The following is a 21,113-nucleotide window of genomic DNA, read 5'->3' as shown; positions in this document are numbered from 1 at the left end:
CCAAGTTAGCGTACGAACGTTCTCTAAGTAAATAGAGGACGCTCGTACGCTATGCTTGCTCCATGTCGCCACGCCGCTCAGTAGCCGAAGCGCAGGCCACCAAGGGTCGAATCCTCAGCCGTGCCGCCGAAATAGCCTCCGAGGAGGGGCTGGACGGCATCACCATCGGGCGACTCGCCGAGGCGCTGGAGATGAGCAAGTCCGGCGTGCACAAGCACTTCGGTACCAAGGAGACGCTGCAGATCTCCACGCTGGACAAGGCGTTCGTGGACTTCTGGCACCGGGTGGTCGAGCCCGCACTGGGCGAACCCCCGGGCCTGCGCCGGCTGCGGGCAGTGTGCGCCAACTCCGTGGGCTATCTGGAAGCGCCGCTGCTCCCGGGCGGCTGCCTGATGACCGCAGCGCTCACCGAGTACGACGGACGCCCCGGCCGGGTCCGGGACGCGGTGGCCGAGGTGTGGTCGCGGTGGCAGGAACAGCTGCGGGCGGACCTGACCGCAGCGGTAGAGAGTGCCGAACTGCCTGCCGGGTTCGACATCGACCAGGCCCTGTTCGAGATCATCGCCGCCGGACTGGCACTGAACGCGGCCATGCAGCTCCAGCACGACCGTTCAGCCGCGGACCGGGCCCGCCTCGCAATCGAGCGGGCGCTCAGCCAGCCCTGACCTCATGACAGATCGGCCACTGCCCGGAAGGCCGTCAACGCTCCGCGCGCCTCAGGGGTAGAGCGAGTGGGGGGGCAGAACTTCCGGCGGAGACGCAGCAGGCCCAAAACGAGCTGGGGCACGGGCCGTGTCCCCCCGACGAACAACCGCTACGCCGGCCTTGTTCAGGCGTCATGACTTCAGTGGTGCGGGTGTGGATCTGGCGGTCCATGCAGGGCTGGTGGTGGTCGGCGGGCATCTGGACGGCGGTGCGCCAGGCGAGGGCGGAGCGGCCGAGCGGTACGGCGTAGCCGCTGGCCGGGCGTTGAATCGCGTTGCCCGCTGCTTGGCGAAGGGGCGTCCGACCTGGCCGGCTTCGAGCGTTGGCGTACGACGGTGTGGGGCTCGGACACGGTTTGCTCGCTGGGCGCACAGTTCTTCCCCTCGCTGGCCGACAGCGATTTGAAGGTCGAACTCAGCGAAGGCCCCGCGTTTCTCCGGGACGAGCCCACGCCTCTGCGCGAACTCCCTGCAGCACACCATAAAGACATGGGCCTGGAGCACCAGCACCCATAATCCAGGGCACCTCCGGATCTATGAGTACCTGTACGGATAGACGCGGCGAACTGCGATACCAGAATGGACACATGACCGCGAAGAGGGCACTACTGGCGTTAACTGCCATGCGCGAGAGCGCCTCGCGCGCCCTCGGCATCCTCTTGGTCTTCGCCCTCTCGGCATGCTCTTCCCAGGCCCGAGCCACAAGCCCGCAAGAAGTACGCGAACTCGCGGGCAGCCCCGGGGCGCAACAGTCCCGAAAGACCGCCGAAGACCGCATGCGGGGCATCGTGAACGCATACGCGACCTTGCCAACATCGCGATGCTCGCCTGCACCTTCGGCTGCCACTCCCTCTACGAGCACGGCTACATAGCCGTCGCTCCTGCAGGCGTGATCCAGGTGAGCCCACTCGCTAAGGACCTGCCTGAAGTCGCGAAGCACATTGAGGAAAAGCTTGCGGGGCGGACGGTCACCTGGTGGAACGAGGACCGCGAGAAGTACTACCAGTGGGGCACCGCACCCACACGTTCAAGGACAGCCCGCCTGCGTGACCGTGTAAGGAGCAACGGCCGCTGCCTCTCCTGACCTACGGGAATGCACAGTGCCCGTTTCGGCGCGTTTCCTGGGGAAACCAGCCCTTTTTGGGGAGCAATTGGGGAGAGCCGGAGCGATCAGCGACAACGCGTGGTGAACGCTCCGAAAGGAAAGACCTCCCAGGCCAGGACGACTTCCATCAGCATCCGGTGACGTTGACCGCGAGCCCGACCCGAGTCGTCTCCTTGCCCTCGCCCGTCATCAGGAACACGGCGAGGATCGCGGCGCCCACGACGCCGGCGGCGCCGACGAGGACGCTGGCGGACATGGCGCCGGTGAGGGCGTTGTCCGTGGCGTTGAGCAGATTGCTGTCGTGGGTGGATGCCGCGAGGGCGTCGCCGATGGAGTTGCGGGCGGCCGCGGCCGCGGGGGCGTCGGCGGGCCTGTTGTTGGTGCAGGTGCTGGAGAGGATCGCGCCGAGGATGGCGACGCCTGCCTGCCAGTGTCCACGCCCTGCGCCGGTGGAGGGACGACACACGGGCCGTCCTGGTCGCGCTGCCGAGCAAGAGCGCACTCCTGCCGGTATCGGGGGCCGGTGACTACTGGATCAACGACGACGAGAGCGCCGCGGGCTCGTTTGGCGGCAGGTCGCCGCCGTCATCCTGCCTCTTCGAGGGACTGGAGCACGAGCGAAGGGGCGAGCACCCCGCACGGAATGCGCAAGGCGGCTCCCGCCGCCCGGATCGATGTCGGGTGGGGCCGCTTCTTTGCGCCCAGACACGCAGATCTACGCCGATTGCGAGGTAGCGCCCGGACGGCGTGGGGGAGGAGCCGGCTCGGCCAGGAACTCACACCTCGGAAAAGCGTTGAGCCGCGACGGGTTGGCGAGCAAGACCCCGGAGGCTGTGCGAGATCGCGCCACTTCGAGCAGGTTATTTACGGCCGCGACGTCTGCTTCGGCTTGATCCACTTCACAGCGGCGGCACAGGTTTTGCCTAGTCAACGTGCATGCGCAGGGGTTCAACGGGCACGCCACGTCTGCGGTTTGGACCCGCAGGGCCTTCGAGATTCCCCTTGCCTCCTACACGTGTCTTGTGGCTATGGTGAGCGCCGCGTGCACAAGACCTTCACATTCTGCGTGCCCGCGGATCACTCGGCGGCCGGGGGGACACCGCCGCCCAGGGGGAGACTGCGGCCGCCATGCCGCCATCGCTGCTTCGTGCACCGTTCCGTCTGTGCGGCGCGTACTGATGCGCGATCAAGTGCCTTGCCACATCGGCTCTTGATCAGCCCCCGACTGTCGATCCCACCGGCGTGAACGACGATACGAAGGATGCTCAGGTGCGCTCCAGTCCATGGTTCGGGATACCAGGATCGAGAAGATCCACAGTCCTGACCTCAGTCATAACCTCCGTCACTGCCCTGGCTGTCACGGCCGGGCTCGCCATTCAGCCCGGTTTGACCGACCTGGGGCGGGGTGCTGAGTCGGCAGGCAATTCCTATGCCTGGAACGAGGACACCGCCGCTGAGCAGTTGCGGCAGGATCAGTGCCTGATGGCGGATGTGCTGCGGCTGGGCGGGTCGTCCATGGCCCTGAGCGCACAGGACGGTCTCAACCAACCGGCCGACAAGCTCCACACTCTCGCCGACCGGCAGTACTGGCAGAAGACTTCGCTCGCTACGGCGTACCAGACGGACCGTGACGCGGCAGCCAAGCAGCTCGATGCCATCGCCCAGCAGAACGAGTGGAAGAGGCCTCTTTCGGGGCTGGCGGCTCCGGCGGGCTTCGCCAGCGTCGCCGACTTCTCGGACCGCCGGGTACGGTCGGTGACGGCCGGCAGAGCTTCTACGATCAGACCGGTCTGTCCCGGTGGATCGCGAACCGGTACTGGAAGGACGAGAGCGACTTCTACCAGGACTCCACGCCGAAGGCCGATGCGAAGACACTGCAGGCCATTGATGCCGTGGGCCTGCCCCGCTACGGCACGGACCCCACATCGGGCGGGCTGTCGGGCGAGGAGTGGAACCGCGCTCTGGCGGAGCGGGACGCGTTCCAGTGGCTGCGCGGCGACACGGGGGCCAAGGCCGGATCGGACGACGCCCGCATCTTCCTGGCCTCCGGCGGCTTTGCCCGCACCGCGCCGCAGCCGGGCACGGCGGAGTACCGCATCGCGGTCGAGGACCTGAAGTCCCGCTTCGCAGCGTGCGCCTGGCGTGAACCGCTCGACCCGGACAAGGTGCTGGGCGGCATCACCGACACCGCCGCGTCGGAGTGGCAGCAGGAGGTGGCCTCGCAGGCGGTGCAGCGCAACCAGATCCTGAACGCCAGCACGGATGCCACCAAGGCCCTGGCCATCGGCGCCAAGGCGCTGGGGGAGCTGCTCGGCGACTCGTGGGTGGCCGATCACATCGCCCGCTGGCAGGACTACTGGTCACCCGGCGGTGCTGGCTGGGTCGGTGACGCACCGGCCGTGATCGAAGTGCACGACGCCCAGGGCAAGTGCCTGGATGTGGAAGGCGGCCGGAAGGACAACGGAACCCCCGTCCAGCTGTACACCTGCAACGGCACCGCAGCCCAGCAGTGGAGGATCTACGGCGACGCCCGGGGCGCGCACCTGCAGAGCGCCGACTCCCTCAAGTGCCTCGACGCGGCGGGCGGGAAGACCGACGACGGCACAAAGATCCAGATCTACCAGTGCAACGGAACGGCCGCCCAGGGCTGGGAATTCAACCTCCGCGCCACGACCCCGCTGAAGAACGTCGGCGCGGGCAAGTGCCTGGACCTGCACACCTTCAACAACGGCAACGACGCATGGCTGTGGCCGTGCAACGGCACCGGGGCGCAGAAGTTCGACGTCAAGCCGACCGGTCACAACGGCACCGTGCCCCCCGACACCCAGTTCACCCAGGCCAGGAACGGCATCAGCGGCGCCCAGAGCGGGGCGAAGCAGCAACTCGAGGTCCTCCGGGCTCAGCTCGCCACCGCGCAGAAGGCCGCCGCCGGGTCGGACACCGCCGAGCAGGCCGCCTATACCAGTGCAGATGCCGCGGGCGCGCCGCGTGGCCGGGGCCTGCTGGTGGGCCAGCAGAAGAACCAGGTCACCCAGGGCACGCTCGCCGCGCTGCAGGCGATGGTGAAGGCAGGCGAGACCGCCGAGGCCGCCACCCGCGCCTCCGGCGGCGACAGCCAGACCATCGCGCAGCGGGCGCTGGCGCAGGCCGCGCAGGTGCAGACCGAGTTCCGCAAGAAGGCCGCGGAGACGGCCGAGTTGCAGGCCAAGTCGGCAGCGGACGCCGCGAAGATCCACCGCGACAACGCGAAGAAGGACAAGGAGACCGCGGAGGCCAAACTCGCCGACACCCTGAAGGCCGAAGGCGATGCGAAGGCGGCCGCGGCCGACGCGCACGCCAAGCGGCTGGCAGCCGAGTCCGAGGCAGCCACGGCTAAGGCGGAGAAGGACACCGCCGTGGTCAAGCAGGGCGAAGCCGCCCAGCACAAGCAGAACGCCCAGACCGAGGCGGGCAACGCGAAGACGGCCAAGGACAAGGCCGAAGCCTCCGAAGCCACCGCGGTCGAGAAGAAGGACGCCGCGGTCAAGGCCCGCGACAACGCCAAGGCCAAGCGGGACGACGCCTGGGACGCCCAGCAGAAGTCCGACGCGGCCCGTGCCAAGGCTGATGCGAAGGAGGCCTTCGCTCAGGCCCACGAGTCCGATGACCAGGCCAAGGCATCCAGGGCAGCGGCCGACGAGGCGAACCAGCACGCCGACGAGGCCGAAGCAGCCGCCGGCCGGGCACGTTCCGAGGCCGACGTGGCATCCCAGGCGGCCGCGGACGCCGACGCCGCGGCCACCCGGGCCGAGGCGGCCGCCAAGCGCGCCCGCTCCGACGCGGACGGCGCGCAGGCCGCCAAGGCGAAGGCCGATGCCGCGGTGAAGACCGCGACCAGCGCCGAAGCCGACGCACTGGCCGCATCCCAGCACGCCGCATCCGAAGCCAACACCGCCGTCAAACTCGCCGACGAGGCCGAAGCGAAGGCCAAGACCGCCAAAACACAGGCGGACGAGGCCAGCAAGGAATCCGCAAAGGCAGTCGAAGCATCAGCGAAGGCCGCCGGCTACGCCCACGTCACCGCCCAGGCCGCGGAAGACGCCGGCAACGCCGCCGTCCAGGTCGCCAAACCGGCCAACGACGCCATCCAGCTCGGCTCCCCCTACATCACCACCGACTCCGCAGCCGCCCTGGTCGTCCTGGCCGGACAGGCGTCCAAGACGATCGCCGAACAGCAAAAAGCCGTCGCCGACGCCCACTCCCAGAACGCCCAGAACGCAGCCGCTACCGCCCAAGCCCTCGCCGACCAGGCCCAAGCCGACACCAAGGAGGCCTACCAGCACGCGGCCAACGCCGCCAAGTACGCCGCCGACGCCCGCGGCTACGCCACCGAAGCCCTCGGCTACGCGGCCGCCGCCGCTACCGCAGCGTCCAAGGCCGCCGACTCACTGGCCCGCACCATCGAGTACGACCGCCAGGCCGCCGAAGACGCCGCAGCCGCCGACACCGCAGCAGGCCAAGCGGAGGGCTACGCGAAGGACGCCCGCACCGCGGCCGACCAGGCAGCCCTCGACGCCGACGCCGCACACGCGGCAGCCGCCCAGGCCACCCAGGACGCCGCAGACGCCCGCGCCGCGGCCGACCGCGCCGACATCGCAGCAACCCAAGCCGAACAGGCTTCGAAAGACGCCGCCAGGTTCGCCAAGGAATCCCAGGACGCCGCCGACCAGACCGCGGTCAAGAACAACAACGGCCAGCTGCAATCCGGCGCCACCACCGGTGTCGGGGGAGTGTTCTTCGTCGTCGACCACATCGAGCAGATCGGTGAACCGCAGGACGTCAAGAAGGAGAACTGCAACCCCATCATCCACACCGGGGACTGCAAGATCACGGCGACCATCCACTTCAACGAGTACGTCGACCTGTACATGTGCACCGCTGAGGACGCACCCGCCACTCAGTCCGGGTGTCCCTCCTCGGACGTGGTCTTCCTCGGCCCGACGATGTTCCCCGACCTCACGGAGACCATCACCAAAACCCTCACGATGGCCGAGTTCAACTCGGGCATCGACCCCATCAAGATCCTTTTCGGCGACTTCATTGAATGCGCCAAGAAGATCCTCCCCGGCAATGACGGCGGCAGCTGGACTTCGTGTGCCTGGGCTGCCAGCTGGTTCGTCGGCGGCAAGGCCCTCTCAGCGATCGCCGATGCCCTCCATGCGTTCAACGCCGCTCTTCACACTGGCATCGGTGTCCGAGAGGCCTTCGCAGCGCTGAAGACCTTGAAGCTCGATGCGGCGACTGTCACCGAACTCGAAGAAACCATCAACGTCTACGAAGAAGCACTCACATCCTGCAAGGTGAACAGCTTCCCGGGCAGTACTCAAGTTCTGATGGCGGACCGCACACGCAAGCCAATCCGAGATGTCCGCATCGGCGACCTGGTCCTTGCGACGGACCCGCAGTCCGGGCGATCAACCCCACATCCTGTCACCGATACCTTCCGGCACGACACCCGACACCTCATGGACATCACTCTGGGGAACGGGGCGCTGGCCAGTACCGTCGGCCACCGATTTTACGTCGAGGGACGCGGCTGGGTTACGGTCTCCGCTCTGCGTACTGGTGACCGGCTGCGCACGCCGGGCGGTACTACGCAGACCGTGACTGGCCTGCACGAACGGCCCAACCTGGCCTCCCAGGAGGTCTACGACCTCACTGTTGACGGACTCCACACCTTCTACGTCCGACCCCAGGGCCAGCAGCCACGGGACATCCTCGTCCACAACTGCACCAACATCGTCGCCGACGAAGGCGTCGAAGAAGCCCACACCATGCGAGAGCACGTGAACCCCACCAACCAGCAAATGGAGCAGGAGGCCATCAGGAAGGGCATCGCAACGAGGTGGAACGATGCGGCGACAGCCGGGCAATCCGTCGACGCAGCCTTCAAGGAGTGGATCAAGAAGGCCAGCAACGCGAAGCGGCTGCAGAGATGGATCACCGAGCAGTCCCACAAGAGGTTCTTCGACCCGAGCACGGACCTGTTGAATGTTCAGTGGACACTCCGGGACCAGGGTTCGCTCGGACTCAGGTGGGTCAAGGACGGCCCCCAGGGTGAGGCGGTAGGAAACACGGTCGCCATCCAGCTGAAATATGCGGGGAAGCACAAACCGAGCAAGTACGTCGTGTACACGTCCTACCCGAAGTAAGGAAGAGCTCGATGGCGGAACAGAGCGAAACCACCGATGCCGAAGGCTCACAGGAGTTCATCCTGGACATCGGACTGAGCTGGATGGCCTCCAAATCCCAGTACCCGATGTGGCTGTCCGCAGCCGACTTCGACCGATTCGTACCTAAGGGCGGACCGGTGGACATACAACTGAGAATCGTGAGCACGGCTGTTACCGAAGACAACCGCACAGCCGGCATGCAGATCGGCGAAGACGTACGGAGACTGCTGGCTTCCCCGCTGACAGACGATGTGATCCGCACCGTCTGGCTCGGTGCCACACAGGCATACTTCGACCCGGCTCAGCACGGCTTGACCGGACGCGACTGGCTGCGGCGGATCGAACAGACATGGACAGACAGCGTTCGCCGAATGGACGCGGCTTTCACTCCCTCCCCTCCGCGCCCGGTCACCGATGCCACCCTGCGAGGGGCTGTGCTGGGAGAGATCAGCTCCGTCGCGTGTGATCTCGAACGAGCGGCCTCGAAGGGCGCCGTGCCGTCTCTGGTGCCGGCGCTGGAGCAGGTGGTCAGCGAAGCCTGCGCGGATCTCGGATACCGGCTGTTCCTGCGGGCGATGAAGGCATATTTCGTCGAAATCACCGCACAGCGCTGCGAGGCTCTGATCGCCCTCGGCCAGGTCTTCCATTACCCCGAGTTCCTCGTCGACGACAACCTCAACGTCAGAGACAACTGATCTCTCTTGGGGCCCCGCCGAAGCCGAGCGCACGCGCCCAGGCTTCGGCGGGGCCCCATGCAGCTGATCCTTTCGCTCCGGGACGGGAAACAGCTTCAGCGACTGGTGAAGGCTCTGCGGTGCTCATGGTGGAGTTTGGCGGCCCATCGCGGCGTTGCGAATGGTGCGCTTGGCCGGCGCTGGCAGGTCTCGCTCTTGGTCATCAACGAAGCCTGACCGTCGGTTGGGTCCCGGGCTGGATACCAGGCCGCCCCCAGACAGGACCAGGGATGCAGCTGCACTACACCTCGGATGCCGACCGCGCGTCAGCGACGGTAGCCGTAGGCACTGACAACGGCACACCCAGCACCACACCGTGTGTTGCCGTAGGCGGCCACCAGCAGTCGTGAAGGGTCCTGAAATACAAGAAGGCCCGTACCTCCGGTGGAGGTACGGGCCTTCAGTGCTGCCTGTGTGATCAGACTGCCCAGCTCGCGGGTGCGCCGTGGTCAGGGGCGGGGATGCATACGGTGGTTGCTGGGGCACCGGTGTCGCATGGCGGTGACGGGGATGACTCCGGGTTTGGTTGGTGGCACCCAGACCAGGCGCCACCAGTCGTCCCACTCGCAGCCGCAGGAGTGGGTCGGGTGCGGGTGCTGTAAGAACACGCCGTACGCGAGCACGGCGCGCGGGATACGAGGGATGAGTACCGTCGGGTCGTCGCCGGGGTAGAGGTGGAGGTTCCGCCAGCCGTGGGCCCGGGCCATGTACGCGGCGACGGCCTCGATGATGTCGGCCCACCGCTGGTGCCCGAGGACCAGGAAGCCGACCGGGTACAGATCATCGTCGCCCCCGCCGTCGATCCCGGCGACAAACAGGCCCTGGTGGGCGATGAACCCGTGGTCGGCCGCGCCGTCGGCGCAAGGCGTCCAGAGCTGTTCGGCGGGGTGCGGGGTGCCGTCGTCGCCCTCGCTGGTCTCGATCTCGTACAGGGCCGGGGCGGTCACGCGCTCACCCCCGCGACGGCCGCGTCCAGGAGCGCCACGGCGTCGGCCTCGTACGGGTCGGCGAACAGCTGGTGGTCGCTGACGTCGAACGGTCCGAACCTCGCGGAGACGCGGTGTCCGGGCACGAGGGTGGTCTCGCGTCCGTCCAGCGCGGCGGTGAGCCGGTCGTAGTCCTGCTGGGCGTGCCGGGTCTGGGTGTACGGACCGAGGCGCAGCAGGGTGAAGCCGTCCAGGCTGTCGTCGCGCTTGCGGGCCTCGATGTAGAGGGCGCAGTGCGCGGGTTCCACGCCGATGTCGTCAGGCAAGGGCAGCCCGGCGGCGGCGTGGGTGAGCATCGCGTAGCCCGGCTGCCAGAAGCCCAGGATCGACGTCGTCTCGCAGCGCAGCCAGCCGCGCCCGGTGTAGCCGAGTTGGCGGCCGTGGAGGTAGGCGCTGGCGTGCGGGGTGTCGGGATGGACCAGGGCGACGGCGATCATGTCTGGGCCGTGGTCGTCGCCAGGTCGGGTGTGTGCGCGCTCGATGAACGGCCCGACCCTCACGGCGATGTCCCGGGCACTGCCGGGCGTCCAGGGCTGCGGGTTGCGCAGGGCAGTGAGCATCGCGCGGAACTGGTCGACGACGACCTGGTCCTCGGGGGAGATGGCGCCGGGGGCGTGGCCGCAGCGGCGGAAGCGACGGATCATCGGGGGGTCTCCTGCTCGAAGGTGGGGTGGGTGCTCGCCGGGCGCAGGTAGCGGGCAGCGGCGTTGACGAAGTCGTCGTGTGCGGCCTTCGCGGCCTCGCGGGCGGCGGTCAAGTCCTCGGTGGTGGCGTACGCGTCCCGGATCGCGTACGTGAGCGTGATCATGCGGTCGGCGGCGGCGCGCACGGCCTGGTCCTCGATGAGGACGCGCAGGGCGACCAGTGGACGGGTGACCGCGCTGCGGGTCATGTGGCTCTCACTGCGCAGAGCTTCGAGCCGGTCAGTGCTGGCGCCCTTGAGGACGGCGTCGCCGCGCCTCCACATCGTCGTGCGGTGGTCGCTGGCGGCGCAGGCGAGGGCGGTGACGGCCTCCAGGCGGTCCCGGCGGATTGCCTCGCCGTGGCTGGCACGGACGCCTCGTTCGGCGGCGCGCTCTTGGAAGCGGCCGGAGACGATCGCGCCCAGCAAGGTGGCGACGGTGGCGAGGGTGGCTGCGATGAGGGTGGGTAACACGCTGGTCCTCTCGATGCGCTGACGTGGCGGGAAATGGGGAGCGCCGCACCCCGGCCTTCGGGTCGGGGCACGGCGCTCGGGGCAGTGCTACTGACAGGTGGTGTCGGTGACCACGAGGAACTGGTCGGCGTTCAGGTCCATCACGACCTGGGCGTCCGTGCCCTGTGCACGTTGGGCGGCCGCGTACTCTTCCGCCGGCCATGAGCCTCGGGGAGCTCCGGCGGGGAATCGCTCCAGGACCGTGCGGGACTGCGCGGTGGTCGTGGCCATCACGCATCACCGCCGTTCACGCGCTCGTGGATCTCGATCAGCGTGCCGATGGCGTCGGGACTCTCCGCCCTGCCGACCCACTGCCCGAGGGCCGTGAATACCGGCACGGCATCGGTGTCGGCGTCGAACACCACGACGTAGTCGCCGTACCTGTCGATGACCATCTCCTTCAGGGCCCGCGCCGGTGCGGTGGCCAGAACCTCCAGGGAATCGACGGTGAGCCGGGCCGTCTCCGCCGCGCTGTCGGGCTGGGTGAGGACGCCGGAGACGTGCAGCAGGTAGCCGGGCTGGATCTCGGTGAGCAGCGCGTGCGTGATCCCGGGTTTGCTGGTGGTGCAGGACCAGATCACGTCGTCCACGACGTCGTCCGTGGGGGAGACGACCAGCTGGAAGCGGGCGGTGTACGGCGCGTCGCCGGGGGTGGGGACGGCGTCGAGGAAGCCGTCCACGGTGAGGGGCTTGGTGTCCATCAGCTCGCCTCCGCCAGGCTCGTGCGGTGGGCGGCGTCGTAGGCGTCCAGGACGGCCTTGGCGGGGTTTCCCCGGTCGGCTACCTGGCGGCCGGTGGCGCGGGCCCACGTCCGGATCGCGGCTAACTGCTCCTTGCTCCGCTTGCGGACGGCCGGCACGGGAGCTGCGGCGAGGGCGGGACGGGCGCCGGCTTTCACCGCGCGCAGCGTCTCCTGTGCCTGTTCCAGTTCCGACTTGAGCCGGGCGACACGTTGTTCGGCCTGGTGCTGCGCGTCGTCAGCCGCTCGCCGTGAGGTGAGTTCGGCCAGGTCGCCGCGTACACGGGCCGCCTTGTTCCGGATCGCGGCGGCCGGGTGGGCTTCGGCCCACGCGAGCAGCTGCTCCACCGAACCGCCGGCCGATCCACTGGCGGTGGGCTGTGGCGTGGTGGTGCCGGCGGTTTCGTCCGTGTCGAACTGGCGCTCCTGGGCGGTGACAAGGGCGGTGATCTCGTCCTCGGACAGGCCGGTCGCCGCCGTGATCTCAGCGGTGGGGGAGTCGGTGTAGTACATGGACAGCGCCATCGCCTCGAAGGCGCTGACGGTCTTGAGGGGCTGCTGGTGCTCGGGCATGTCGGGGGCTCCTTCGGGGCTGGGCAGGTGGGGGAGGAGAACGGTGAGGGTGGCGTCGTCGCCGGGCAGGCCGAGGACGTCCAGGAGGAGGGCCAGGTCCTCCTCCTGGCTGTCGGCGCGGCGGGCGGTGACGCGGGCCGCGGCCGCGAGCTGCTGGATGGGGCTGGGGCTGAGGGGCAGCGCTTCGGCTTCGAGGGCGGCCTGCCAGTCAGTGAACACGGCTGGCCCCTCTCTACGAGCCGGTGGTGCGGGGCTTGTGCTGGGCGATCAGCAGGAGCTCGCAGTGGGCTCGCTGCTGCTCGCGGGTGAGCGGCCGGGCCTTCGCGCCGTGGCGGTGCCAGAGCGGGGAGGCGGGTGGTTCGGGGTAGGCGAGGGCGTGGTCGACGTCGCGCTGGGTGCTGTGCGCGGGGGCCCCAAGTGGAGGTGCGGGGGAGGGGAGTTCAGGCGTGGTTGTCGTCGCGCTGGCGCTTGGGCTGGACGTCGGAGGCAAACCTCCCGAGGCGGGCCTCGGTGGGGTGCTCGGAGATCCAGGACTCGGCGCACACCTTGTGAGCGGGCTCCCCGGAGTGGGAGCGCAGCGGTGTGGGCTGCTCGCACAGCGCGCAGGGGCGCATCTGCCAGTGGTCGTAGTGCTGGCTGTCGCGCCAGTCGAGGAGGCCGCCGGGAGCCGGGACACAGCCCGGCTCGAACGGCGGCTTCTTGTCTCGCTTGCGGGTCATGGCCGCAGGTCGGGCAACTGCTGGAGGACCTGGGAGAGCAGGTCCGGTGCCGGCTTCCAGGGACCGAGCTGCCCGCCGACGGGGATGGGCAGGGCGAGCTCCTGGACGTCGGCGAGCACCAGGTGCCAAGCCTCGGGCTGCGCCCACGGGGTACAGAGCGAGGAGCGGTCGGGGTCCTGGTGGCAGTCGGTGAGGCGTGCGACGCCGATGACCGCACCGAGGTGCAGTTCGCGGCCGCGGATCGTGCGGACGACCAGCGGGTCGCGCAGCACGGCCGACTCCGGTTTCGCCTTCGCGGCGTGGAGCAGGACCCAGCCGCGCCAGCTCCAGGGCTTGGGCCGGTTCTCCGGTCTCTTCCCGGCGAGGATGCAGGTCGCCCACGGCTGGCGGACGGTGATGCCGCGGATCCAGTCGCCGTCCTCGAGTTCGGCGGCGCTCATCCGGCACGCGCCGGGGTGTGCGTCCCGCGGCGGCCGGCGCGGCGGCCGTTGACGGTCTCCACGTACGCGTCGGCCCGCGTCGCGACGTAGGGGAACGTCGCCTCCCGCTTCTTGACCTTGTACATCGCGGTGTCCGCGCCGCGCAGGATCCGGCTCATGGTCTCGCCGGGCAGGTCTGCGGCGCGGGCGATGCCGAGGGAGACGTCCAGGCGCAGCGTGTGCTGCTCGTGCTGGAGGGGCTGTTGCAGCTGCTCACGCAGTTCGGTGATCTCCGCGAGGGCAGTCGATGGTGGGAGCGCGGCGCAGACGGCGAATGCGTCACCGCCCAGCCGGGCCGCGAGCGCTGTGCGGTTCGCGTTCCAGCGGGCGAGGCGGTGGCCCATGGTCTGGATGACGGAGTCACCCGCGGCGTGCCCGTAGGTGTCGTTGACGGCCTTGAAGTCGACCCCGTCCAGCATCAGGACGTGCAGGGTGTCCCGGTGGCGGGTGCGCAGGAGCCGCTCGCCGTACGCGACGAACTCGGGCCGGCAGGGCAGGCCGGAGAGCGGGTCCTTGCGGGCGTCGGCCAGGCGCCGGTGGAGCGTCAGGGCGTGGACGGTCCAGCCGGTGAGCGGGACCGCGAGGGTCGTGATGAGCAGAGCGCGTTGCCCGTATCGGGCCTGTACGCGCAGGGCGGAGTCCATACTGGGGTCTCCCTCTCTTGTCTCGTACGGGATGGGGAAACCCGGGGTGGCCGACTGGTTTTCCGGCCGTTGACGGCCGTCCCGGGGCGAATTCACATCAGGTTGTTGGGGTTGGCCCACTCCTTCGTGGTGGCTTTGTGCCAGTCCAGGACCCAGTCGGTGCGAAGGCCGTGCGCGGCCCATCCGTTGCTGGAGTCGTCGGGGGCCGGGTGGCCGGCGGACACGTGCTGCACGGCTCGGTCGTAGGCGTTGTGCGCGGCGGCCAGGGCCGCGCGCTCTCCGGCGGCGCGGCCGGTGAAGACGTGATGGCCTCGCCGTTCCTGGTCCGTTGCGTGATGTATCGGGACGTCGACCTCGTATCGGCGCATGACGTCCAACTCCTCTCTGTGGTGAGGGACCACCGCGACCGCCCTGGCCTCCGTTGTGTGGGGGCCGGGGCGGCGCGGAGCGTCCGTCACGCCGGTGAGGGCGGGTCAGAACTCCAGATGGATCGTGATGGGGCGCCGGGAGTCCCCGGCGTGGGTGTGGACGGTGCGGCGGTGCGCGGTGAGGCCGTCGGCCCCGCCCTGGATCGGGAGGTGGCAGTCGGGGCAGCCGCTGACCCAGTCGTCGTCCCCGGGCGGGAGGTCGGCCGGGGTGAGCGGGTGCGGGTGCGGACCGTCGGCGGCGCGGCTCACCGGCCCTCGCCTTCCGCCGGTGGCCGGTCGGCGAGGGCCTGGAGTTCCGCGGCGAGTTCCGGCGCGGCCAGGATGATGCGCAGGATCGAGGTGAGGCCGTCGCGCTCGATGGGGTTGAGCCGGTCCCACACGGCGTGGGCGTCACCGTGGACGCCGACGGCTTTGAGGTAGTCGTCCTCGGTGGTGGCCGTGTGCTCGGTGCCGCAGCGCCCGCACCGGAAAACGGCCTGGTCCCAGCCGCACGCGGGGGTCTGGGTCGTCATCCGCCGATCGCCTCCAGGGCTTGCGCTTCGAGGTCGGCGCGGCCTTTGGGGTCGTCGTCCTGGTCCGCGTCGCCGCCCTGGCCGTGGATGGTGCAGTGCACGTCCGGGTCGTTCATCAGCTCGCCGGTCAGCGCGCGCAGAAGGTCGCTGACGTTGTAGGCCGGGACCCACGCCCTGCCTTCGCATTCGTCGTCCGCCGCGCAGCCCACCAGGACCTCGAAGCCGACGTCGCCCTCGCCATCGACGTCGTTGCGCTGGGCAAGGACGATGCAGTCCGCTCCGAGCCGGATCTCCGCGACGCGGTCGCCGTCGGCGAGCTGCGAGCCGTCGCGCCAGCGCCACATCGGCAGGATCTCGGGGCCGAAGATGCGGCGGACCAGGAGCAGGTCGCCCAGGCCCTCGCTGTCGTCCCAGCCGAGATCCGCGCACCGGGCATCGCTCAGCGGCTGGAGCAGCGCCTGAAGGCGGCAGACGTTCTCCGCGACGACGACGTGATCGAACCCTTCGGCGGGCAGGCCGGGGAACGCGTCGACCGTCGCGGCGTGCTGCGCACGGACGACCTGCTCGGGCAAGCGCCGGTTCGCGGGCCGACCTTCCTGGCGCTCCACGCACACGGAGACCGGCGTCGGGACGACCAGGGCGACCGTCGGCACGCCGTGGCGGCGGGCGGTCGCGATCAGGTCGGCGCGCACAGCCAGCTCGCAGTTCGTGGAGTCGACGACCGTCATCTTGCGGCGGGCGAGGCGGGCCTCCAGGACGGCCTGGAGCGCGAACACCGCGTCGCCGGTCGATTCCTGGCAGCCCGCGTCGTCACTGACCAGGGCCCGGAACCTGTCGAGCTCCAGGACCTGGGTGTCGGGCCAGGTGCTCGCCCATGTCGACTTGCCCGAACCGGCCGCGCCGATCAGGCAGACCAACGAGGGCTCCGGGATCGTCGTGTCGACGGGCAGTGCGTTGTCCAGGCGGAAGGTCTTCATGCGGCTTCTCCCTGCGGGTCAAGAGCACGGGTGGCGTAGTGGGTCTGCAGGCCGGCGGTCTCGGTGATGAGGGCTGCGGCCTCGTGCAGCGGGCACGACATCTCGCCGTCGCGGTCCAACTCGATCCGCCCGGCGGCCTGCGCGGCGGCGGTGAGCAGCTGCGCGAGGGAGCCGAAGACGCCGTCCTGGCGGTGGTCCTCGTGGTGGAGCTCGCGCAGGATCTCCGCGAGCTCCGGGGCGCCGGTCTCACCGGTGAGGTCGTCCTCGACCTGCTGGGGGCGAGCTTGGCGATGCCAGCAGCAGCGCGGACTCGGTCCAGGCGGGTGCGAGTGCGGCCGGTCACCGGGGGGTCGCCTTGATGGTGGCGATGAGGGCGGCGACCGTCTCCCAGCCGTGGTGCCAGGCGGCATCGAGGTGGAACGCCCCGTTGATTCCGTGCGAGGTCAGCTTGTAGAAGCCGCCCTTGCCGGACTTGGTGGCGATCTTCTCCAGCAGGCCCTTGCCGGGAACCCTGCGATCTGCGGCGTAGTGGGTTCCGAAGGACACCGCGAGCGCGGCCGCGGCGGCCGCCGGGTGGACCCGGATGCCGAGCGCGCGGGCGCCGGCCCCGGCCACGATCGCCTGCGTTGCCGTATAGGTCAGGCAATGGTGGAGGCATGCCGCATGGCCGCTGGCCGTGCCGTGGGTCGTCTTCTCCTTGGTGGCCGGGTCCTGGTACGTGACCGGGTGGTCGTCGGAGGCGCCCTTCACGCGGGCACAAAAATCTGACTGGACCCAAAAATCGCCGATCGCGCTCGCGGCGCGGGTCAGGCCGAGCAGCGCGGCGAAGGTGGCGGGACGGTGCGTCATGCTGGGGTTCTCCTGATCTCGATACGGGTGAAAGGAGCGGGCAGCCGCCCTCTTAGCCGATGCTGCGGCCGCCTTGGAACCCCGTCCCGGCCTGTGTGGCTGGGACGGGGTTCGCGCTATGCGGCCAACCGGTGGAGGGCTGCGGCCGTGGATGTCGTGTAGGTGCCGGGGGTGGGCTCGTAGCCCTTGTCACACGGGTCGCAGACGCCCTGGGTGCGCAGCGGGAGGCAGTAGTCGTGCCGGTGCGAGCACTCGGGGCAGGTCTGCCGGGCGGCCATCGCACGGTCCAGCGCCCATTCCTGAGCGAGCGTCGGAGTTCGCTTGGGCCTGGCCAGGTCGACACGGAGCGGGAGCCGCGAGTCGGGTGCCGACAGGACCACTGCGGGCGCGTCGCGCACAATCTGCAGCGCAGGATGGCGACCGGGCCGTCATTGTCACCGGGGCTGAGCCCCATCTCCCGCAGGGACCGGCGCGTGGCCAGCCCGTCGGGTACAGCGCCACGATCGAACTCCTGCAATAACGCCGCGTTGCGAGCGATTCGTTCAACCTCGCGACGGGCACGCCGCTTGCGAGGGCGTGGCATCACCTGCTCCAGGCGCCGGGGATCCGGTCGGGGCGGTGCGGGTAGCGGGGGCCGGGGCGCTGCGGGCGGGGCCGGCCGATCCGGCGGCGCGGGCGGGGTACGAGCACGACGGGGCTCCTCCAGGACGGTTTGGACGGGCAGCACAGCGCCCGCCGGTCTGTGAGCGGGGCCGGCGGGCGCGGGAGTACGGGGCGGGGCTGGGTGCGGGTCAGGGCGAGCGGGTGAGCCCGGGGAACGGGCTGACCGAGGTCTCGGGGCTGGGTGTGCTGTGGGTGGGGCACGGCTGTGGGGGTTGCGGGTCGGCGCCGCTGGAGCCACTGCTCAGCTGCCAGCCGAGGAAGGCGCCCACGCACAGGAGTACGATGTGCCGGTTGATCTTCCACCAGCTGGCTTGGGGGAGCTCGGTCACCAGGCCGATCGGCTTCGGTGGTTTCGCCATCGTTGCTTCTCCCTCTGCGAGTTCGGGGTGGGGTGGTGGTGCGGAGGCCGGGTGGCCTGTCCCGTGTCCGAGCCGAGGGGCGGGGTCGGGCACGGGGCAAGGAACCCGGAAAGGGCGGGTCACAGGCCCCGGCTGTCGGCGAGGCCGGCGGCCTGGTCGACCATGCGGATCGGGACGCTGCCGTTGGCCCAGGCGTCGTTGAAGCCGGGCACCGAGTCGACGTCGCCGAACTGGCGGCGGATTGCGTCCATCAGCACCGCGACGGCGCTCGCCTCCAGGGCGCTGTCGCCGTGGGCTTCGACCCGGATGGCTCCGTAGAGGCAGCGCGCGCCTTGAGCGTCGATGAGGGTGTCCTTGCACCAGCCGCCGGTGAGCAGGCGGTGGTGGGCGCGCTGCAGGAGGGCGGCTACCGGCGTCGAGTACGGCTCCGGCTCCGGCAGCGGGGCGAGCTCGGGAATGACCGGGGCGGTGGGCGTAGTGATGATGTCGGCCAGGTCGACCGGGGTGGCGGGGATGTGCGCGGTGTTGACCTCGTAGGCGACCGCGGCTTCCTCCAGGCGCAGCGTCATGGCCGCAGTGGTGAGTTCCAGGCGGTCCTCGAGGGACAGCGGCGTGGCTGGTGGCGGGTCGGTCGGGGTGGGAGGGGCGTGGTCTGCGGTGGGGGAGGCGGTGGGAGGGGGCACGTAAGGCTCCAGGCGAGGATGCCGGAGGAGTCCGGTGGCGTCGTGGGGCCCCGTCGGGGGCGTGGTCGGTGGGCGGAGTACGGGCGCTGAAGGCCTTCGGATGACCGACATCTGCGAACGCGCTTGTCTGAAGGCGCTGTTGTCGGCGCCTTCGGCTGCGGGCAGCCTGTATGCATTCGTCGGGGAGGCCGGGATGGACTTCGTGTTCGTGTGCGGATGGTGCGATGAGGAGTGCGTGGTGTTCTGCGAGCGGACCGGGTTTTGGGGGACCAGGTTCTTGGCTCCGGAGGAGTTCGACTGCTGGGCGTGTGGTGGCGCGAGCACCACACCGCCCGGCCCCTGGACGCCGGCCGACTGACCGCACGCGAACACGCTGCTCGCGGCCGGGCCGACCGGTGCGTGCCGGGTGGATCAGGCGTTGTTGAGGCTCTTGAGCGCCTCCAGCGCCTGGCGGGCGGAGGTGACGCTGTCACGCCGCTGCTCACCGGCCGTCTTGCCGCCGACCTTCCCGCCCTTGCGGCGGCCGTCACCGTCACTGTCGTCTTCGTCGGGCATGGGGCCGAACTCGCCGGGGTCGGGCTCCCGGTTCCAGTCGCCCCACAGGCCGCGCTTTTCCAGCTCCCTGATTTCGTAGTCGGTGAGGTGGTTGACCTCCTCGGGGAACAGGCCGGACAGGTCGGTGTCGAAGTCGGCATACAGGCTGCGCATCAGTACGGCGCGGCCGCCGTCGAGGATGATGATGGCCACCCCTCCGGTGCTGACCCCGTTCTCCGGATCAGCCTCGCCCTTCATGGCCCGCTCGATGACGGAGCCTTCCTGGCGGGCGTAACGGGCCGGGATGGTCGGCACGTCGTAGGCGTTCTCCATGGCGCCTTCGGCGGCTTTGCGGGTGGCTCCGGGGTTGCCCATGTTGAAGACGACGGTACGGCTGTTCTGCCGCATGTTGTTCTTCATCTCGGTGGAGAACCCGTTGTGCGCGAACGGGCTTTGGCCTGCCGGTTTGAAGCCGATGCCGTACTTGAGGCCGGTGACGGTCAGGACATCGCCGTTGGTCAGGATGTCCTCGCCGACCAGGTCGTCCTGGGCGGCGGTCATGAACTCGTCCGCGTACACGTTCAGCTGCCGGTAGGGGCAGCGCGGATCGCCCGGCTTGTAGTCGTGCGGCTGGCCGTCGTAGGGCCAGGGCATCTCCGCCCTGATGTCGCACAGCGCATTCGCCGCGCGCAGCTGCCGTGCCATCCACACCGCGTTCGAGCCCTGCCTGTCGATGTGCTTCCCGAGCACGGTGGTCTTCTCGTCCTTGCGGACGGTGGAGAGCCACACCACCTGACCGGCCAGCGACTCGGCCGCCATGCTGATCGCGAAGAACTGTGTCTTCCCGGACCGGGACACCCCGAGGATGAGGCCGTGAGCCGCGGCGTTCTTGTCGTGCTGGAAAACGAGGTTCTTCACCGGCTGGCCGGTGATGGTGAACCCGCACACGTACATGCCCTTGGCGTCGGGGGTGAGCAGTGCGCGGGTCGCGGTGAAGATCTGCGACAGGGGCGGCTCGTCGAAGGCGCTGATGAGGAACTCGGTGCCGTCGATGAGGACGAACACGCAGGAGTCGTCTTCCTTGCGGTCCAGGCCGCGGCAGACCTTGGCCAGGTCGATGCGGGGCGTTTCGGTGGAGTCGGCCATCTTGGCCCGGTAGAACGTCACCCCGCGCTCGTCGTCGCGGGTCGTGTGGACCAGGACCGAGCCGGGGGCGCCGCCCGTGGAGCCGGCGACCTTGTCCTTCCAGCGCTCCTGGTCGGTGGGGGCGGTGCGGCGGCGCTGGTTGGCTTCGGGCGTGATGTGGGCCTCCATCCAGCCCGGCCCGCCCTGGCGTCCGGGCTGGATGGCGACCGGGGCCAGGGCCACGTCGTCCTCGTGGACACCGAACGCGGCGGCGACGGCCGCCTCCGTGAGGCCGCTGATGGGCCGTCCCATCTCCGAGGCGCGCAGCAGGATCGTCAGGTCGTGCCGCTGGCCGGGACGGCGGGTCGCGGAGACGATGTGGGTCCGGGCCGGCATCCCCGCGCGCTCCCACAACAGGCGCGTCTGGCGGGTGAGCTGGTCGGCACCGTCGTCCACACGCTCCGGTGCCTGCGCGGCGGGGGCTGCCTGCAGTTGCGGCGCGGGGGCGGCGAGCGCGGGGCGGTGGTGGCGGCGGGCGTGCCGGGCAAAGGGCAGCACCAGGCAGCCGGCCGCTGCCCATCCGGCGGCGAGCAGGCCGTCCAGCCACCACGGGCCCCAGCCCGCCGTGTGCTTGGCGGCGACGTCGACGGCGGCCGCCAGGACCAGGGGTGTCCAGCGCAGGATCTTGCGCCCGGCGCCGCTCTCCTCACTCCTGCCGGCCAGGATCATGCCGCCGATCCCGGCGGCACCGGCCAGCTGCACAACGGAATTGACCGGGCTGTCGGGATACAGGTTCGGGGCCACTGCGAGTACCGGCGCGGCCAGGGTGTAGGCGAGGCGTTCGAGCACGACACTGCGCGGCGTCGACACGGGGACCAGGGCTCCTTCGGGAA

24 protein-coding genes are annotated in these 21,113 nt (G+C 69.8%); 5 read left to right on the top strand and 19 right to left on the bottom strand.

The window, feature by feature from the left end; genetic code table 11:
• The first annotated feature begins 62 nt into the window (after nucleotides 1-62).
• Nucleotides 63-665, top strand: a complete 603-nt coding sequence (locus DT019_RS27365) for a TetR/AcrR family transcriptional regulator (RefSeq protein WP_114039593.1) — start codon at nucleotides 63-65, stop codon at nucleotides 663-665.
• A gap of 1,271 nt (nucleotides 666-1,936) precedes the next feature.
• Here DT019_RS27365 and DT019_RS27350 read toward each other — a convergent pair.
• Complete coding sequence (locus tag DT019_RS27350) at nucleotides 1,937-2,275, bottom strand: hypothetical protein (protein WP_114039591.1); 339 nt, start codon at nucleotides 2,273-2,275, stop codon at nucleotides 1,937-1,939.
• Between the two features lie 1,207 nt (nucleotides 2,276-3,482).
• Between DT019_RS27350 and DT019_RS27345 the strand changes: the two genes are divergently transcribed.
• Nucleotides 3,483-8,000, top strand: a complete 4,518-nt coding sequence (locus DT019_RS27345) for an RICIN domain-containing protein (RefSeq protein WP_317617807.1) — start codon at nucleotides 3,483-3,485, stop codon at nucleotides 7,998-8,000.
• Between the two features lie 11 nt (nucleotides 8,001-8,011).
• On the top strand, nucleotides 8,012-8,716 hold the full coding sequence (locus DT019_RS27340) for a hypothetical protein (RefSeq protein WP_114039590.1): 705 nt from the start codon (nucleotides 8,012-8,014) through the stop codon (nucleotides 8,714-8,716).
• Between the two features lie 488 nt (nucleotides 8,717-9,204).
• Here the strand turns inward: DT019_RS27340 and DT019_RS27335 are convergent, their stop codons facing one another.
• The 13 genes from DT019_RS27335 to DT019_RS27270 form a co-directional block, all read right to left on the bottom strand.
• Complete coding sequence (locus DT019_RS27335) at nucleotides 9,205-9,702, bottom strand: hypothetical protein (RefSeq protein ID WP_223279786.1); 498 nt, start codon at nucleotides 9,700-9,702, stop codon at nucleotides 9,205-9,207.
• On the bottom strand, nucleotides 9,699-10,385 hold the full coding sequence (locus DT019_RS27330) for a hypothetical protein (protein WP_114039589.1): 687 nt from the start codon (nucleotides 10,383-10,385) through the stop codon (nucleotides 9,699-9,701). Before DT019_RS27330 ends, DT019_RS27335 begins: the two co-directional genes overlap by 4 nt.
• Nucleotides 10,382-10,897, bottom strand: coding sequence for a hypothetical protein (locus DT019_RS39795; protein WP_189389977.1), 516 nt, complete (start codon nucleotides 10,895-10,897; stop codon nucleotides 10,382-10,384). Before DT019_RS39795 ends, DT019_RS27330 begins: the two co-directional genes overlap by 4 nt.
• A gap of 87 nt (nucleotides 10,898-10,984) precedes the next feature.
• On the bottom strand, nucleotides 10,985-11,167 hold the full coding sequence (locus DT019_RS27320; protein ID WP_114039588.1) for a hypothetical protein: 183 nt from the start codon (nucleotides 11,165-11,167) through the stop codon (nucleotides 10,985-10,987).
• Complete coding sequence (locus tag DT019_RS27315; RefSeq protein ID WP_114039587.1) at nucleotides 11,167-11,637, bottom strand: hypothetical protein; 471 nt, start codon at nucleotides 11,635-11,637, stop codon at nucleotides 11,167-11,169. Before DT019_RS27315 ends, DT019_RS27320 begins: the two co-directional genes overlap by 1 nt.
• Nucleotides 11,637-12,467: an Lsr2 family protein gene (locus DT019_RS27310; RefSeq protein ID WP_114039586.1), complete on the bottom strand. Its 831-nt coding sequence runs from the start codon at nucleotides 12,465-12,467 to the stop codon at nucleotides 11,637-11,639. Before DT019_RS27310 ends, DT019_RS27315 begins: the two co-directional genes overlap by 1 nt.
• A 221-nt stretch (nucleotides 12,468-12,688) precedes the next feature.
• Nucleotides 12,689-12,967: a hypothetical protein gene (locus DT019_RS27300; RefSeq protein WP_114039584.1), complete on the bottom strand. Its 279-nt coding sequence runs from the start codon at nucleotides 12,965-12,967 to the stop codon at nucleotides 12,689-12,691.
• Entirely contained in the window at nucleotides 12,964-13,407 is a 444-nt protein-coding gene (locus DT019_RS27295; RefSeq protein WP_114039583.1) for a hypothetical protein, read from the bottom strand. The genes DT019_RS27300 and DT019_RS27295 overlap by 4 nt, the downstream gene beginning before the upstream one ends.
• Nucleotides 13,404-14,090 carry a GGDEF domain-containing protein gene (locus tag DT019_RS27290; protein WP_189389975.1) on the bottom strand — a complete coding sequence of 229 codons (687 nt, stop codon included), beginning with the start codon at nucleotides 14,088-14,090 and terminating at the stop codon, nucleotides 13,404-13,406. The genes DT019_RS27295 and DT019_RS27290 overlap by 4 nt, the downstream gene beginning before the upstream one ends.
• 92 nt (nucleotides 14,091-14,182) lie before the next feature.
• The gene (locus tag DT019_RS27285; RefSeq protein ID WP_114039581.1) at nucleotides 14,183-14,458 is read right to left on the bottom strand and encodes a hypothetical protein; all 276 of its coding nucleotides are present in this window, start codon (nucleotides 14,456-14,458) and stop codon (nucleotides 14,183-14,185) included.
• Nucleotides 14,459-14,563: 105 nt separating this feature from the next.
• Nucleotides 14,564-14,767, bottom strand: coding sequence for a hypothetical protein (locus DT019_RS27280; RefSeq protein WP_114039580.1), 204 nt, complete (start codon nucleotides 14,765-14,767; stop codon nucleotides 14,564-14,566).
• A complete protein-coding gene (locus DT019_RS27275) occupies nucleotides 14,764-15,030 on the bottom strand; it encodes a hypothetical protein (protein ID WP_114039579.1) in 267 nt (88 codons plus the stop codon). The genes DT019_RS27280 and DT019_RS27275 overlap by 4 nt, the downstream gene beginning before the upstream one ends.
• Nucleotides 15,027-16,007: an AAA family ATPase gene (locus DT019_RS27270; RefSeq protein WP_114039578.1), complete on the bottom strand. Its 981-nt coding sequence runs from the start codon at nucleotides 16,005-16,007 to the stop codon at nucleotides 15,027-15,029. The genes DT019_RS27275 and DT019_RS27270 overlap by 4 nt, the downstream gene beginning before the upstream one ends.
• A gap of 38 nt (nucleotides 16,008-16,045) precedes the next feature.
• Between DT019_RS27270 and DT019_RS40945 the strand changes: the two genes are divergently transcribed.
• On the top strand, nucleotides 16,046-16,366 hold the full coding sequence (locus tag DT019_RS40945) for a hypothetical protein (protein WP_189389973.1): 321 nt from the start codon (nucleotides 16,046-16,048) through the stop codon (nucleotides 16,364-16,366).
• Here DT019_RS40945 and DT019_RS27260 read toward each other — a convergent pair.
• The 4 genes from DT019_RS27260 to DT019_RS27245 all read right to left on the bottom strand — a co-directional run bounded on the left by DT019_RS27260 (nucleotide 16,347) and on the right by DT019_RS27245 (nucleotide 18,561).
• Complete coding sequence (locus DT019_RS27260; protein WP_114039577.1) at nucleotides 16,347-16,856, bottom strand: hypothetical protein; 510 nt, start codon at nucleotides 16,854-16,856, stop codon at nucleotides 16,347-16,349. The two genes, DT019_RS40945 and DT019_RS27260, sit on opposite strands and share 20 nt — an antisense overlap.
• A gap of 116 nt (nucleotides 16,857-16,972) precedes the next feature.
• Nucleotides 16,973-17,254 carry an RRQRL motif-containing zinc-binding protein gene (locus DT019_RS40400; protein ID WP_223279785.1) on the bottom strand — a complete coding sequence of 94 codons (282 nt, stop codon included), beginning with the start codon at nucleotides 17,252-17,254 and terminating at the stop codon, nucleotides 16,973-16,975.
• Nucleotides 17,255-17,647: 393 nt separating this feature from the next.
• Nucleotides 17,648-17,878 (bottom strand): hypothetical protein, encoded by a 231-nt coding sequence (locus DT019_RS27250; protein ID WP_114039576.1) that lies wholly within the window; start codon nucleotides 17,876-17,878, stop codon nucleotides 17,648-17,650.
• Nucleotides 17,879-17,997: 119 nt separating this feature from the next.
• Entirely contained in the window at nucleotides 17,998-18,561 is a 564-nt protein-coding gene (locus tag DT019_RS27245; protein ID WP_114039575.1) for a hypothetical protein, read from the bottom strand.
• Nucleotides 18,562-18,661: 100 nt separating this feature from the next.
• On the opposite strand from DT019_RS27245, the gene DT019_RS27240 reads away from it, so the two are divergent.
• A complete protein-coding gene (locus DT019_RS27240) occupies nucleotides 18,662-18,919 on the top strand; it encodes a hypothetical protein (protein WP_114039574.1) in 258 nt (85 codons plus the stop codon).
• Between the two features lie 53 nt (nucleotides 18,920-18,972).
• On the opposite strand, the gene DT019_RS27235 is transcribed toward DT019_RS27240, so the two are convergent.
• Nucleotides 18,973-21,090 carry a chromosome segregation protein ParM gene (locus DT019_RS27235; protein WP_114039573.1) on the bottom strand — a complete coding sequence of 706 codons (2,118 nt, stop codon included), beginning with the start codon at nucleotides 21,088-21,090 and terminating at the stop codon, nucleotides 18,973-18,975.
• Nucleotides 21,091-21,113 lie beyond the last annotated feature (23 nt).

The organism is Streptomyces sp. SDr-06 (assembly GCF_003324565.1).
Lineage (GTDB): Bacteria > Actinomycetota > Actinomycetes > Streptomycetales > Streptomycetaceae > Streptomyces.
This window is presented reverse-complemented; position numbering and strand designations above follow the sequence as displayed.